At 43.9% G+C, this 14,277-nt stretch carries 12 protein-coding genes; 10 read left to right on the top strand and 2 right to left on the bottom strand.

The window, feature by feature from the left end:
* Positions 1–114: 114 nt before the first annotated feature.
* The 4 genes from KNQ09_RS15975 to KNQ09_RS15990 all read left to right on the top strand — a co-directional run bounded on the left by KNQ09_RS15975 (position 115) and on the right by KNQ09_RS15990 (position 4,279).
* On the top strand, positions 115–963 hold the full coding sequence (locus KNQ09_RS15975) for a hypothetical protein (RefSeq protein WP_214859016.1): 849 nt from the start codon (positions 115–117) through the stop codon (positions 961–963).
* Entirely contained in the window at positions 947–2,596 is a 1,650-nt protein-coding gene (locus KNQ09_RS15980; protein WP_214859017.1) for a hypothetical protein, read from the top strand. Before KNQ09_RS15975 ends, KNQ09_RS15980 begins: the two co-directional genes overlap by 17 nt.
* Positions 2,597–3,051: 455 nt before the next feature.
* Entirely contained in the window at positions 3,052–3,840 is a 789-nt protein-coding gene (locus KNQ09_RS15985) for a hypothetical protein (RefSeq protein ID WP_214859018.1), read from the top strand.
* A gap of 13 nt (positions 3,841–3,853) precedes the next feature.
* Positions 3,854–4,279 (top strand): hypothetical protein, encoded by a 426-nt coding sequence (locus KNQ09_RS15990; RefSeq protein ID WP_214859019.1) that lies wholly within the window; start codon positions 3,854–3,856, stop codon positions 4,277–4,279.
* 287 nt (positions 4,280–4,566) lie between these two features.
* Here KNQ09_RS15990 and KNQ09_RS15995 read toward each other — a convergent pair whose 3' ends face one another.
* On the bottom strand, positions 4,567–6,765 hold the full coding sequence (locus KNQ09_RS15995) for a peptidase domain-containing ABC transporter (RefSeq protein WP_353049761.1): 2,199 nt from the start codon (positions 6,763–6,765) through the stop codon (positions 4,567–4,569).
* Positions 6,766–6,891: 126 nt separating this feature from the next.
* On the opposite strand from KNQ09_RS15995, the gene KNQ09_RS16000 reads away from it, so the two are divergent.
* On the top strand, positions 6,892–8,523 hold the full coding sequence (locus tag KNQ09_RS16000; protein ID WP_214859021.1) for a putative polysaccharide biosynthesis protein: 1,632 nt from the start codon (positions 6,892–6,894) through the stop codon (positions 8,521–8,523).
* Between the two features lie 69 nt (positions 8,524–8,592).
* Here the strand turns inward: KNQ09_RS16000 and KNQ09_RS16005 are convergent, their stop codons facing one another.
* Entirely contained in the window at positions 8,593–8,736 is a 144-nt protein-coding gene (locus KNQ09_RS16005) for a hypothetical protein (RefSeq protein ID WP_214859022.1), read from the bottom strand.
* A 693-nt stretch (positions 8,737–9,429) separates the two neighbouring features.
* On the opposite strand from KNQ09_RS16005, the gene KNQ09_RS16010 reads away from it, so the two are divergent.
* The 5 genes from KNQ09_RS16010 (at position 9,430) to KNQ09_RS16030 (ending at position 14,274) form a co-directional block, all read left to right on the top strand.
* Positions 9,430–9,918: a helix-turn-helix transcriptional regulator gene (locus KNQ09_RS16010; protein ID WP_214859023.1), complete on the top strand. Its 489-nt coding sequence runs from the start codon at positions 9,430–9,432 to the stop codon at positions 9,916–9,918.
* A gap of 349 nt (positions 9,919–10,267) precedes the next feature.
* Entirely contained in the window at positions 10,268–10,456 is a 189-nt protein-coding gene (locus KNQ09_RS16015; protein WP_214859024.1) for a hypothetical protein, read from the top strand.
* Positions 10,457–10,470: 14 nt separating this feature from the next.
* A complete protein-coding gene (locus KNQ09_RS16020) occupies positions 10,471–10,695 on the top strand; it encodes a hypothetical protein (RefSeq protein WP_214859025.1) in 225 nt (74 codons plus the stop codon).
* Between the two features lie 38 nt (positions 10,696–10,733).
* Positions 10,734–11,885: a hypothetical protein gene (locus tag KNQ09_RS16025; RefSeq protein WP_214859026.1), complete on the top strand. Its 1,152-nt coding sequence runs from the start codon at positions 10,734–10,736 to the stop codon at positions 11,883–11,885.
* A 109-nt stretch (positions 11,886–11,994) separates the two neighbouring features.
* Positions 11,995–14,274, top strand: a complete 2,280-nt coding sequence (locus tag KNQ09_RS16030; RefSeq protein ID WP_214859027.1) for a VirD4-like conjugal transfer protein, CD1115 family — start codon at positions 11,995–11,997, stop codon at positions 14,272–14,274.
* Positions 14,275–14,277: the final 3 nt, after the last annotated feature.

A 14,277-nucleotide genomic window follows, 5' to 3' on the forward strand; every position in this document is an offset into this window, starting at 1 on the left:
TGTTAATAAGTTGTATATAAGTAAATTATATTAAATAATACTAGGTATAAGTAATTATTTTTGGAATCAAATGTATTTTAATGAAAATAACTGTTTTCGAGGGAGGATAAATGGATGACAGAGCATAACATGTTCATAAATCTCATCGAACTGTCTCCCACTGATAGGCGATGGGCTCTGGATTCGATCAGGTTCATCGTCGAGGAAGGCACGGGAGGAAGACATCTGGATGCCATCCAAAAGAAGAGCTTCAGGATGTCGGTGGATGAGTACTTCAATCGCCTGATTAATCTCATCGAAGAAACACCCTCTCTCTGGTCACGTGTCTACGATGCACTCGTAGAATGGCACGGGACGTTCGTCGAAGACTATCGTGCATCCTTGACCATCGAGAAGCTCAGAGCCCGGGAGGCCGAGCGACCTATACACACCTGGGTGCACTGCCTGGTGACGGGAGAACTGCACGTCCTCAGGAAAATCAGGAATGACGAGAGGATACTGATAGAGGAGAAGGAATGGGAGGAACTCCAAAAACGAACCAAAGGAACGCATCATCCGAACGACGATGCAGAGAATCTTCCTGAAGAGAACCGACTCTCGGATAACCTCTTGCGATTGCTAGAATTGGATGAAGAGACTCGTCTGAAGGCATGGTTCCTCGGAAAAAGAATAGCAGTATTCATTGCGGATGAATTCGAGGACAAAGATTTAGCGAGGTACATGGATAAATATCATCTCGATAGGATCACGCAGTACTCCACTCTCTCGGCAAGCTCGTTCAGCACGAACCACGACCTCTTCATCTACATGGGGAAGCAAGCGAAACATGAGTCCTTCCACAAGCTGAAAAGCAAGGTCCCGCGGGAAAAAATTGTGCAGGTGAGTGGTCTGAACATCGATATCGTATTCGATGAAGTCATCAACCAAATGAAGGGACGGATCAACCATGAACAACATCGATGAACAGTCGGAACTCGTCGGACGAGTCGGCGGTAAGGTGATGGATATGTCAGACAGACTGGAAGGTAAGGAGAAGAAACGTTTCCTGTACCGTAAAATCAATGAGATGCCCCTTGGAGGACCGGAGTTCGTCGACGACCTCATGACGTTGAGGTATATCTCGAGAAACCGGATGGGCGATCAGGAGGAGACACTGCAGCGTAAGTTGGCAGAACATGAGAGAAATCTCTTGAGGTTAATCCGAGAAAGTCTTGACGAGCGCATCACATACAACAAGCAATTGATGGATGGCATCCAGGACACGTTGGTCCCCTACTATCATGGACGATTTCGTATGGAGCTATCCCGGGAAATCAGCTTCCTTCCACTAGGAGTGCGACTACTCGCGTATGGTGGACTTCTGGAGAGGGAGGCCCATCCCGTCGCGAAGTATCACATCCTCGATCGTATCTCGATGACACTATATAAGAGTGGCGAAGAACGACTCGGCGAGTATTCGGTGTTCCTTCAATGCATGCTCGGTGAAAAAATCGCCCCACTTCTATTCGGGAACAAGGACTTCGAGGCGTTGTTCTCTTATCAAATAAAGGCGAACCAAAAGGTCGGGGTATTGCGAGAGGACATCCTCGGAGCTGCGGAGCTTTCACCGGAGATTGCTGGTCGCGAGTTCTGGTACGGTTTCAAAGGATTCAGCGACCTGAAGAACGTGAACGACGTCGGTGCAGCGAAAATCTGTCTTAGGTTGTTCACGCTCTACTTCGAGAAGAACTTCTCCATCGCGGGAGACGTCGAGACACATCTCTTGGATTACTACAGAACGAAAAATCCTAACGTGGTCAGAAGGCTGTTGCGGGAAGAGCAACTCGACGAACTGACCATCAAATCTAGATATTCGGAGGGCAGAATCGGAGCAGTCGACGGACCGGAAGAGTTGGATGAGTTGGGCATACAGCGATATGAACAAAACGTGGGACGAAGAGCGGAGGTCCAAGCTACGCTTCATCAAGAACGTATGCGAATCAATAGCCAGAGAGCACGTCTCGATGAGTCGCGCCTCGTCCTGCCTGCAACGATCAGCGCTTCCGAGGTCGGTCATTCCCTGCATGTCCTCGCGAATGTCATGACCAAGAATTCCTATACCCTCGATCAAATCGATGAGTTCATCGGGAACCTCTTGAAGGGTGTGTTGAAGTCGGGAGGATGGGAGTCTACTAGGTTGAACATCCTCCTAGGGACGATGAAGGAAGTCCGGACGATGTTATGGATGGGGAATGAGAAGGATGCGGTTAGGACGCTTCGTGTGCTGAAGGAAATCATGGAGAAACCAGAAATCGAGTGTGAAGGTTGGCCGGTCTGCCTAGTGATAAACGATGCTGTGAAATCCTCTTCGGACTATATGTTGGTCCCCGATAGCACGACTGAGCGGAACTTGTTCGCTGGAGCTGTATTCGTACCCGTCCCTGGAACACTTCGCAACTCCCTGCGAGGTCAGTCGAATACGGTCGAGATGCAAATCGTACGTCCTTTACGCATGATGGCGTCTGATTGGGATAAGATTGCCCGAAACATAGGTTTTTCTGAAAAAGATACTAAAAAACTGAACAAAGAATTATCGAGAATTCAGGAGAACGCATGACTTGTCAAATTTCTTTCTATAAATAACACTATAAATCATCTATTGGCATATACTATTATCTGAACATTAAGTAGAGCTTATGAGTTCTACTTAAATGGTGCGAGACAGCGACGTAATCATTGTTCTCACGTAAGAATCTAGCTCTCCAATTCAAAAGAGACACTGTGTCCTGTTAGTTTGTCAAGGTATGGAATTATTATTAATCACGCTTAGCATGGAGAAGGCATATGATTATTAGTCTCAAAATCATTTTATTTTCCTATATTTTGAAGAATTTTATTAACGATGTTGTTTATAATAAATCTGCTTTATCAGCAAGCACGGATCCTTATAGTTTAATATTAGAGGTCTTACTAATGTATTTTGAAAAAACCAGAGATTGTAGCCGGTAGCAACGATGATATATGTCGAATAAAGAACAAGAGTGCGACGTACAACTGAGGAGAACATATTATATGAAATCTTATAGGATAACTAAACAAGTTGGTCCGACTTGTGGAATATATGCGTTTTTGAACGGGCTGAAAGTTTTTTATGACTTCAAAGAACTAGACGATAAAATAATTCATAGAGTTGTTCTTGAACTTTTAAAAGAGAATGAAATACCGTTAAATGAGGAAAGTGACGAAGGAAAAATAAGTACACTGATAAACAAGAGGGGTATGACTTTCATAGGTGAGTTTTTTAATATTAATAATTACGTGAAATTTTTAGAAAAAAGTCAAAAAAAAATATTCACAGAAATAAAAAATAGTCAAAACTTAAATATTGAAATCAAAAAAATTAAGATTAGTGAAATTAACGACGATAAAAACACCTTTTATATTTCTCCGGTTCTAAGAAAGAATAGGGTCTCAAAAAAAGTAAAAGCTGAAGATGCGAATCCTGAAGTGCTCCACTGGATAAGTCATCAATTTTTTGAGAAAGAGTGTAGATTCATGGCACGGATAAAAGAAGAGAATCATGAAAAAAAAACTGAAGATGTAAATCATACGGTGATAGACAGCAATAAAAAAAGAACATATTTGAGCACGCTCAAGGATATAATAGATGAAAATATTCAACTGCAAGGAAAAGAATACAAATGGAGAGGTTACGAGGAGTCTACACGTAAACGTAAAGTATTTAAAGGTAAATCGAAACGTCAAATAGATTCATGGGTAGCTGAAAGAGAAAAATACAAAACATTGTTGGGTTCGACGACCTATACCCCTCGTGAAGTTGTGATGATAAAAAAACTTTAATGGATGTGATAAGATGAGAGACACGATTCTAGAGTTTGAAAAAAAATCTATTGAGCTTAGGAAAATTATTGAAGATAAGAAAGACTTACCTGAAAATTTTTTGGATAGCTATTGTGTACGAATGCTGGCGGATGACGAGTTTATGCTAAAATATCCTTCATACTCTTTAAAAATCTTTCATCATGAGAATTTCAGCTTTAAATTAAGCGAAATAGAGGTTCTGATCAAAGAATATAAAATAAAAGAGAGAGTAATACTCAGTACTTCATATGAAAAGAATGTAGAAAATGAAAACGAAGTAATTCTATCAATAGATATAATGGAGTGTCCATTAGAGTATAACTTAAGAATAGTCAAAGAGATTGAAAATATGTTACGTGGGAAAAAGGTACGATTTAAAAGAAAAGAATCCTATTTTGAGATGAAATTAATACGTTGATTGAATACGTATTTTAGAATTGTTGTTTCACCAGTTTTTTCAAGGATTTAATCCTATTATCCTACTGATAGCAAGTAACTCTTTCACCGCATTACATGAGAGATGTTTTTTTGTACTTCGAATATATGATGGTTAAAAAAATAAGGCGTCGTCCTACTTCTTCCATCGATGGAAAGTAGGATGACGCCTTATTCTATCTATATGAAACATCTCGCTCAATATCCTGAATAGAAGTTGCATTTATATCGTAGAGCAATCAATTGAGTTAATATACTAACTCATAGAGACTACGATAGAACTAGATGCTCTTGATCGGCCATTGAGTTGTTCAGTAATCTTTGATAGACAGCATTTGTCTCCTTTAATTCTGCATGTGTGCCCTTTCCCACTATCTCACCTTCATCCATGACGATGATCTGGTCGAAATGTACGATTGAATTTATGCGATGTGTGACCATGATTACCGTGTTATTCTCCAGTCGAAGGATTTGCTCCAAGATTCTATTCTCTGTCCCTACGTCTATGTTACTCGTCGCCTCGTCTAGGATTAAGATATCTTGTTTTTTTATCAGCGCCCTCGCTAGAGCCAGCCTTTGTTTCTGACCTGTGGATATGTTTTGTGCATTTTCCTCCAAGTATGTATTGACTCCTAAGGATAGATCGTTGACGAATCCTGTGGATTCAGTAACTAAAAGAACGTGTTCGATTTCTAAATCAGAAGCCTGATCGTCAGGATCCAAATTCTTCAGGACCGTGTCGTTGAAGAAGAATGAATCCTGAGGTACGTATCCAATCGCACTCCGAATACTTTTGGTCGAGATGTTGCTAAGTTCTCTATCCCCTACAGAAATCTCTCCAGTATAATCAGCATGGAATTTCATCAAAAGCTTCACTAAAGTTGATTTCCCAGAACCACTCTCACCCACAATAGCTATCTTCTTATTAAGCTCAAAGTCGACGCTGATTTTGGAAATGACAGGCTCTCGATATCCGTATGAAAACATCACGTCCTTGAAGGAGATGTTTGAGTTCAGTACCAAAGATGATTCATCATGAACCTCGGTCTGCTCCATCTCTGTTACATATACCTCGTTTACTTTCTTTAGTGCCTCCTTTACTGATTGGACATAGAAATTCAAGGAAAAAATATTTTGGAAGGGTACGTTGAACATGACGAACAATGTATTGAACATCATCAGACTTCCTAGGGTCAGTCCTCCGTTAATCACTTGATTGATGCCTATCAGCATCAATACGAACTGGCTGATAATCGTGATGAAATTCTTAGCAGTCGTCTGAGCTGTGAAAGACTTACTTAGCTCAAACTGGGACTTGACAAGTTTCTGCGTGTTTTCCGTGACGGCACTTAAGTTTCTCTCCTCTAGCTGCAATGATTTTATGGTCTCCATACCTAGGATGGTCTCATAGATGGAGGAAGTGAAATCCGTCTGCGAGGAGACCAATGCTTCTTGCTTCGTTTTAAACCGACTATTAAATCGATATGCGGTCACGGAGTATAAAGGTACAAGTATTAAAGAATAGAAAAATAGTAATCTACTCTGATAAAAAATAAGACAAGAAGATACCAAAATAAGCGTCAAATCGAAGTAAAGCGTAAAGACTATGCTAGAGAATGAACGCTTTAGCTTCTCTAACTCGAAAACGGTAGAGAATATTTCTCCGGTGGTTTTGTTCTCGAAATAGGACATGGGTAGTGAAATCAATCTAGACAGATAAGTATCAAAAAGTTGACTCATGATAGTTTTCTCGAAAACCTGCTGAGCTAAGCCTCTAGAGTACTGTAATATGGTAGAAACTATTAAAAGCACGAAGAAAATCAAGAGTGTGATATTTCCAGAGGTGAGATGATTGCTTTTGATCGCTGATTCGACGAAATAATTGATATAAAACGTACTAGCGATTGAAAAAATACTTAAAAGTATTGATAACGCAGAGAGTTTGAGTCCGAAGTTCCAGACAGATTTTGGCGAGGCAGCAATCATCTTTCTCAATGAAGAGAAGAAGCTAACCGATGATTCTCGACCAATTTCTGCGAAGTGTTCATCAGGCTCAAAAAGTATAAGGTGACCGGTCCATAACGAATGGAATTCATCATGCCCCATCTTTTTCAATTCAGACTGAGGATCCGCGATCATTAGGTAACCCTCGCATACTTCATATACGACTACATAATGCTCGAAATTATTGATGATAAGATGGGCGATGGCTGGCAAAGGAATCGCATTGGAAAGTACCTTTTTCTCTGAAAATATGGTTTTGCTAATTAGTCCACAACTTCTAGCTGCGTTCATTATGCCTAACGCCGATGTACCGCTCTTATCCGTCTTACTAATCTTTCGTAGAAAGTCTACTGATATGTCCTTGCCAAAAAATTTGTTTATCATCGCTAGACATGTTATCCCGCAGTCCTTTAGATGTGGTTGTCTGATATATGGGTATTGCATACCGCACCTCTCTATTTTCATAGTTTTTATTTACATTTTAATTACAGGTCGTGATTTGATATTGAATATATTGGTTTACTATTGAAAAAAATATCTATATATTTATATAGGTAAAATATTGATTTACTTAGTTATGGAGATGAGTTTATGCAAGAACAACAATTGTTAAAGAACACGTTCATACTTACCATGGCGACATTCATTTCCAAGTTTCTTGGTTTTGTCTATGTCATCCCGTTTACTCATTTAGTGGGAACACAAGGATTTGCCCTCTATATGTATGCCTATAGGCCCTACACGATTATGCTGAGTATCGCTACCGCAGGCTTACCTTTGGCAGTATCAAAATTTGTATCTAAATATAACGAATTAGGAGACTATCGAGTCGGACATAGACTCTTCAGGTCTAGTATTTTCTATATGGCGTTTTCAGGAATCGCGACATTCTTAATCATGTACAACCTCTCGCCGTTACTCGCGGATTACCTTGTAGGAGATAGTAAGTCCGGTAATACGAAGGAAGATGTCGTGTTAGTCATGAAATGTGTGAGTCTGGCACTATTAGTAGTCCCCTTCCTGAGTATTTCAAGAGGATTTTTTCAAGGATATAAAATCATGCAGCCTACAGCTGTCTCTCAGGTCATCGAACAAATCGTTCGAGTGGTTTGGATACTGGCTGGTACGTTCGTCGTAATCAAGCTACTGGATAAAAGTATAGCCATCGCCTCTGGTGTAGCAACAGCCGGGGCTTTGGTAGGTTCACTAGCAGGCTTAGTAGTCATGATGTATTTTTGGAAAGTCAAAAACAATGAAATCAATCTGATGAAAATCAACTCGCATGTGAACCATCAAATTTCAACTTTTGGAATGTACAAAGAGTTACTATCCTATGCAATACCTTTTGTCATAGTGGGATTGGCCATACCTCTTTATCAATTGATCGATACCTTCAGCTTGAATAAAATCTTTTTAACGAATGGACATAGCATGGTCCAAGCTGAGACGCTGAACTCGGTACTTGGATTAACACAGACATTGGTCTTGATACCTGTCTCTTTTGCTACGGCACTGAGTCTTTCGATAATTCCTAGTGTCACTGCATTATATACAGCTCGTAATTTTAGAATGCTGAGAAACCAAGTGACCCAAAGTTTTCAAATGCTCTTGTTCATCATCCTCCCAATAGTCATCGGGATGTCGATTCTTTCGGAATCGGCGTATGTAACGTTCTTCGGTATCGAAAACTCTTTCAAGGTAGGCTCCCATATTTTAAGGTACTACTCACCTGTTGCAATTCTTTTTGCCTTCTTCACTGTTACGGCAGCCATACTACAAGGTATCAACAAGCAAAAGTTCGCTATCATTAGCTTGATGATTGGTTTAGTGCTGAAGATGCTTTTGAATAAACCGCTTGTGATGGCTTTTGATGAAATTGGTCCAATAATCGCTACATCAATAGGATATGGAGCCTCCATAGCAATCAATTTCATGGTGATTCATAAAATATTGAGATATAATTTCTCTGTCATCCTGAAAAGGTTCTTCTTCTTTTTGGCAATGAGTACGATAATGGGGCTGACCGTCTTCATTCTGAATAAAGAAATGTCATATACTAACTTTGATTTAAGGATTAAATCACTCTTAGAACTAGTCGTGAACGGAATCCTCGGCGCATATGTATATCTCTTGTTAAGTCAGAAGATGGGCGTCACCCAAGTTATACTGAAGAAAGACGTTAAGTTTTTCAATACAATCTTCTTCGATAAGAATGCATCTTAAAAACAGTATCAACAAAGAGAACCTATCTCATTTTTGAGAAGGTTCTCTTTGTCTTATGATGAAATTGAATTACATAAGGCTTGGATCAACGTTACGATAGTATTTTCCTAAATCGCTCAGGAACTTCCAGAACCCACCACCATTGATTTTTGCGAGTTCTGATTTCTCAGATACTTCTACGAATCCATCAATTTTCAACTCTGCTAATTTCATGTAAACTCCTCTTTTCTAATGATTGTTTTTGTAGCTGCAATTGCAAATAAAGCATAGCATTTATATTTTTTAAAATAATGATTGCGTTAAAAGATAAACGAAAAGTAATTATATGTAATATCCAAACAAATGCTTTTTGAAGACGAATAAAATATTAAAACGTATTTAAAATAAATAAAATTAAGTAAAAATATATTTAAATAAAGTTAACATTGTTAGTTATATACAGTCTAAAGAACACGAAAAACATTTTTTTATATAATTTTTGAGTGTGATAAAAATCTTTTTTTTAAAACATATAAGTCATATTTTATTCAATAAGTGAATACGATGATAGGTCATCGAGGGAGATGACCGAATTATGACATAACGTTTCTAGTTTCTTAGCCTGCGTAATTTGTTGATTTTAGAATTATTTGTAACTAATACTACTTCCGATTTAAGGGCATCTCTGTCTCTCACGATTGATTAATTCTATCTGGATCTGACGTTACATTTTGAATACATATTTTTTTATTCGGTATTATCAAGCGACTCAATCATTATCTATGAGCCAACTCGACAAAATCCGACATCCGTAACATATTTGACATATCAAAATATTAATTGAATTAACAGAATAATCTGCTATATTCTAACTATCACCAGGAAGACATTGTCATAATGAAGTTCTCGAAGGAAAGGAGCATGTGTATGTACCGATTCGGAGAGTGGCTACGGCGCGAGCGTCTGGAACATGGTTGGAGTCAGGTAGAGTTGGCGGAGAGAACGTACGGCGAAATCTCACAGGCGACCATCAGCGCCTATGAAAGAAGTCGTTCTATCCCTTCGATTCTCGACGTCAAAATACTCGCGACAGCCTGCGAACAGACACTGGGATCCATCCCTTGGGATGAGTTCGACCTGAGGATGGAGAAGAAACGGAACTGGTCGCATCTGAAGCAGGAACGTTTCAATCTAGCAGAACTCCCGCTAGCGGATTCCATCCGTACGTTCGATGGCAAGACATACCAACTGCACGGGCGAATCGCAATCGAACAAGAAAGCAATGAGACTCAAGAAATCGCACAACTCTATTATCGAATCCGGACCGTCGTCGGGGAGAATCGAGTCATCGCAAAACGGAAACATCCGGATGACGAACTGATTCACGTCTCACGTCGCAGACTGGTCCATCACTGAGACATCCATGTGCATCTATCTACTTATGAAACCTACCAACAATTAAGAAGAGGAATTGATGATCGTAGCAGCATATCGCTAAGGATAGTCCTTCCAATCACATATCGGCGTGTCCCTCACGTGTGACCGGGTGAGCGGGATATACGCAGAAACGGTTCGGCGAGAGTCGCCTAAAACTCGCCCACAGGTCACATGTTCGTTGAGGGTCAGCGAAAAACCCTAGACAGATGCCCGGTACTGGACATCAGAGTTCGTGGGAGAACGAGCTCTAAACCCACCACCCTGTTCTACTCCGACTGTCCTTAAGGATGTGCTGCTGCGCATCGACCTCAAGGAAGGAGTGTATGTTATGCCGACACGTGAACAGAAGCAAAACAAGACCTTTGCCGAGAAGTTGCTCCGGATCCAAGGGAAAGACTATGAGGAGTGGCTCGACACCCAGCATCAACTCGTCATCCAGGAGAACCAAGAACTCATTTTAGAGGCGCTCGACTCGAAACTGAACTTTATATCACCTGCAGCCACTTCACGGGATTGAGAGGAGGAGAACAGATGGGATTGAATGAGACAGGGCTTAGTTTATTAAATTTCTTTCAAGGACTCGCCGTCATTTCGGCAGCGATTGCTTTCGTAGTTGCTGGTTATTACTTCATTTTCGGTGGAGATCGCGGACGATCAAAGGCAGTCGGTTGGCTCATCGGTGGTGCCGTCGGTCTGATTGTCATTACGGGCGCCGTCACGCTGGCTGAAATGGTCAATGACAACATCAAATTCTAATTGAATAAGTGATTGAACAGACCGTCATTCCAGATTGGATGGCTTTTTTTATTGCCCTCGTTACGATGTCTCGCTTCAAAGGAGGAGAATATATGCTCTTCATCCGTTTCACGGATATACCGAAAGAAGCCTTTCCGAACTATGATCGTCTCCCGTATGAGGAGGCGCTTTTATTATCGACGCAAGTCCATCAAGAAGCTCAGCAAGCGAACGAACGCTTCTCGAGTGAGTTCCGGATCTTCGATGATGACGACCAGCTCGTCTATAAGGGAACATTCCAGTTCGGTGACACGACTTATCCGAATCTTTATCAGCAATTGAAGGAACGAATCCCGAACATCCGGATCCGGAAGGAGGATGCGACGAAGAAGATTTTATTGCTCGAGAACTTGGAACGGTTGACGCCAGAGACTTACAAGACGATGGTGACCGAAGCAGTGACTCGAAGTAACACGGATGCGACACACATATCCCGCTTACGTCGTGGACAACGTCGCATCGTCTACGGTGCCAGTGGTGTGAGCCTGCTGCTCCTCGGCGCGCTGACCGTGGTCCGGCTCGTGCAGCCGGACCTTCCGAGCGGCGTCCGAGCTGAAGCATCAGGTTGGCGACCTCTTTATGAAGCAGCACTGACCGGTGAGACGGGCCCACTCGTCGAGAACCTTGAAAAACGACAGTCATTGAACGATGAACAACAGCAATTCCTGATCACGCACTATGTCGAAGAACAGGACTACGACCAAGCGGTCTCCGTGACGAAGGATCCGATCGATGTGGAGACGATCATCATGCAGTCGAAGCGATTCGCGACCAATCGTCAGGACACGTTGCAATCCTTCCAAGCCGTCCATCCGACGGACGAAGGGACATTCGACCTTGCCATCCTACAGAAAGACTATAGACGTGCCGTCTCGCTCATGGATGTCGAGATGACGACCGTACGTCAGGAAGCCAGAACACGTGCCTACATCGCACTGAAGGATGTGGCGAAGGCGAAGGAGAGCGTCCGGACGGTCCAGGACGAGAAGCTGAAGGAACAAGTAGCGACATTTGTCCGATTGGATGAAGAAATCAAAGCGCTAGAGAATCAAAAGCGACAGTTATCGGAGAAGGAGGACAAAGAAGCACTCGAAAAGCTAAACGAGTCGCTCGAAGCGAAGCAAAGACAATTGAATATGATTATTAAATGAAAGTGTGGTGATTGAAATAATGAAGATAATCTCTCATCGATCTGCCATTTCATCCCCTTGGTTGTGGCGATGTCTCGTCTTCTTGGTCGTGCTCCCCACTTTATTGTTCATGATACTCAATGTCGCGTTCCAGTTCTTGAGACGGACAGTCGAGAACCTCTTCCGTGACGGGAAGCTGACGACCGGGTCACCGTTGCAGTACGAGTCCGATTGGTGGACGACGCTCGCCTGGTCATCTTCCCTCTCACTCGTACTATTCAGCGGCTGCCTCCTGATTGGTGGATTTCTCTTATTGAAGTATTGGCTCAACTTCCGCGATCTCAAAGCAGCACAGAAAGGGAGCGCCCGCTTCACGACGTTCCAGGAGTTGAGACAACAGTATCGTGACGTGCCGGACCGTAAGGAGACGTACCCCGGACTCGGCGGTGTCCCTGTCGGTCGCCATCGTGATCGTCTCTACATCGACGATAGCGCGGTAAACAACCTCGTCATCGGGACGACCCGGTCAGGGAAGGGCGAGACGTTCGTCTTCTCGACGATTGACCTCTACAGTCGTGCGGAAGTGCAGGCAAGCCTGATCATCAATGATCCGAAGGGAGAGTTGTTCGCGGCCTCCAAGAGAACGCTCGAGGCCCGCGGGTACCAAGTCGAGGTACTGAACCTGATGAATCCGTCCCAGTCGATGTCCTACAACCTGCTGCAACTGACGATTGACGCCTATCTGGACGAGAACTATTCGCTCGCCCAGCAATACGCGCGCTCGGTCGCCTACATGCTCTATCATGACCCGAAGGCGAAGGACCCGTTCTGGAGCAACTCCTCGACGGACCTCTGCACCGCCTTGATCCTCGGGTTATGTGAACAATCCAGACATGAACCGGAGAAGATTACGATGTATAACGTCGCCCTGATGCTGTCCGACCTCGGCTCACGGACGGTCACCGACGGGATGGGACGGGAACAATCTGCGCTCGACGCCTTCTTCGACGCCTTCCCGGAGAATCATCCGGCACGCATGCAATACGCGACGCTTCACTTCTCCGGTGGTCAGACGCGCGCGAGCATACTCGCCAACACCAACGCCAAGCTCGGCATCTTCACGCTCGATGCGACGGCCCGCTTGACGGCACAGAACTCGCTCGACATGAGACTGATTGGTTTCAATCGCTGGATCCGCGGGCGTGCCCTCCCCCTGTCACGGCTGACGTTCCACTTCCCGAGCGGAAGGCAGCTCGCCTTGACGACAGACGACGACGGGAGTTTCGGACTCCATCATGAGGAACCCCTCGTCATCGGTGATGACATCATCGTCGAAAGCGAAGGAGAACAGTACACCGTGTCACTATCGGGTTGGAGAGACGAGACGCACGGCGTCTTCGAATGGACGACGGATGCACCAATCGACATCCGAGAGATTCGTCAGCATCCGCGTCCGGTCGCCGTCTTCCTAATCGTCCCGGACTATGATCCGACGCTGAACGTCATCGCCTCGCTGTACGTCAAACAGGTCTATACCTCCCTCGCACGCGTCGCCTCACAAGCGACTAGCGGACGATGTGGACGGCAGGTCATCTTCCTCCTCGACGAGTTCGGGAACATGCCAGCGATCGAAGGGATGGCGAACATCATCACCGTCTGTCTCGGCCGGAACATCCGCTTCAACCTCGTCATCCAGTCCTACGCGCAACTCGAGAACCTCTACGGGGAGGACTGGAAGACAATCGACGGGAACTGTGGGAATACGCACTACCTGTTGACGGCAGACGAGTCGACGGCAGAACTGATTTCGAAGAAGCTCGGCGAGCAGACGATCGTCACGAAGTCGCGTTCCGGGCAGACCTTCTCTCTCTCGAAGTCGAAGACGGAGAGTGTCGATGGTCGGCGCTTGCTGACGGCAACCGAGGTGATGGGACTTAAGGAAGGTGAGATGCTGATCATCCGTGTAATCAAGCGACAAGACAAACAGCAGAGACGGATCAAGTCCTATCCGCTCTTCCTGACCGGTCGGACGGCGATGAAATATCGTTATGAATACCTAACGGATGACTTCGATACGGATTGCTCCATCAATGACCTCGTCATCCCTTGCGCGCACGCACATCTTGATTTGAATACGCTCCGTGTCCCCTTCCATCTCAGTGCCTCAGTTGCATCGAAGAGCGATGAGAAGGATGAGGAGACGATGGATGCGACAGAGTGGCGCGTCTGCGATGTCCTGCAGCCGAAAATCCTACGCTCGATTTTCGAGACGACAGAATACGATACGTTACCGATTGATTTGTTCGAGCAAGGCATCCTGGACAGGACGATTCCTGTGACGGACAACCAGCGTCACTTTTTGAAGACGATCATCAGCAAACGACTCGAGAAACTTCGTCATGGCGTCTAAGGA

This window comes from Exiguobacterium sp. s191, from assembly GCF_018618955.1.
Lineage (GTDB): Bacteria > Bacillota > Bacilli > Exiguobacteriales > Exiguobacteriaceae > Exiguobacterium_A > Exiguobacterium_A abrahamii.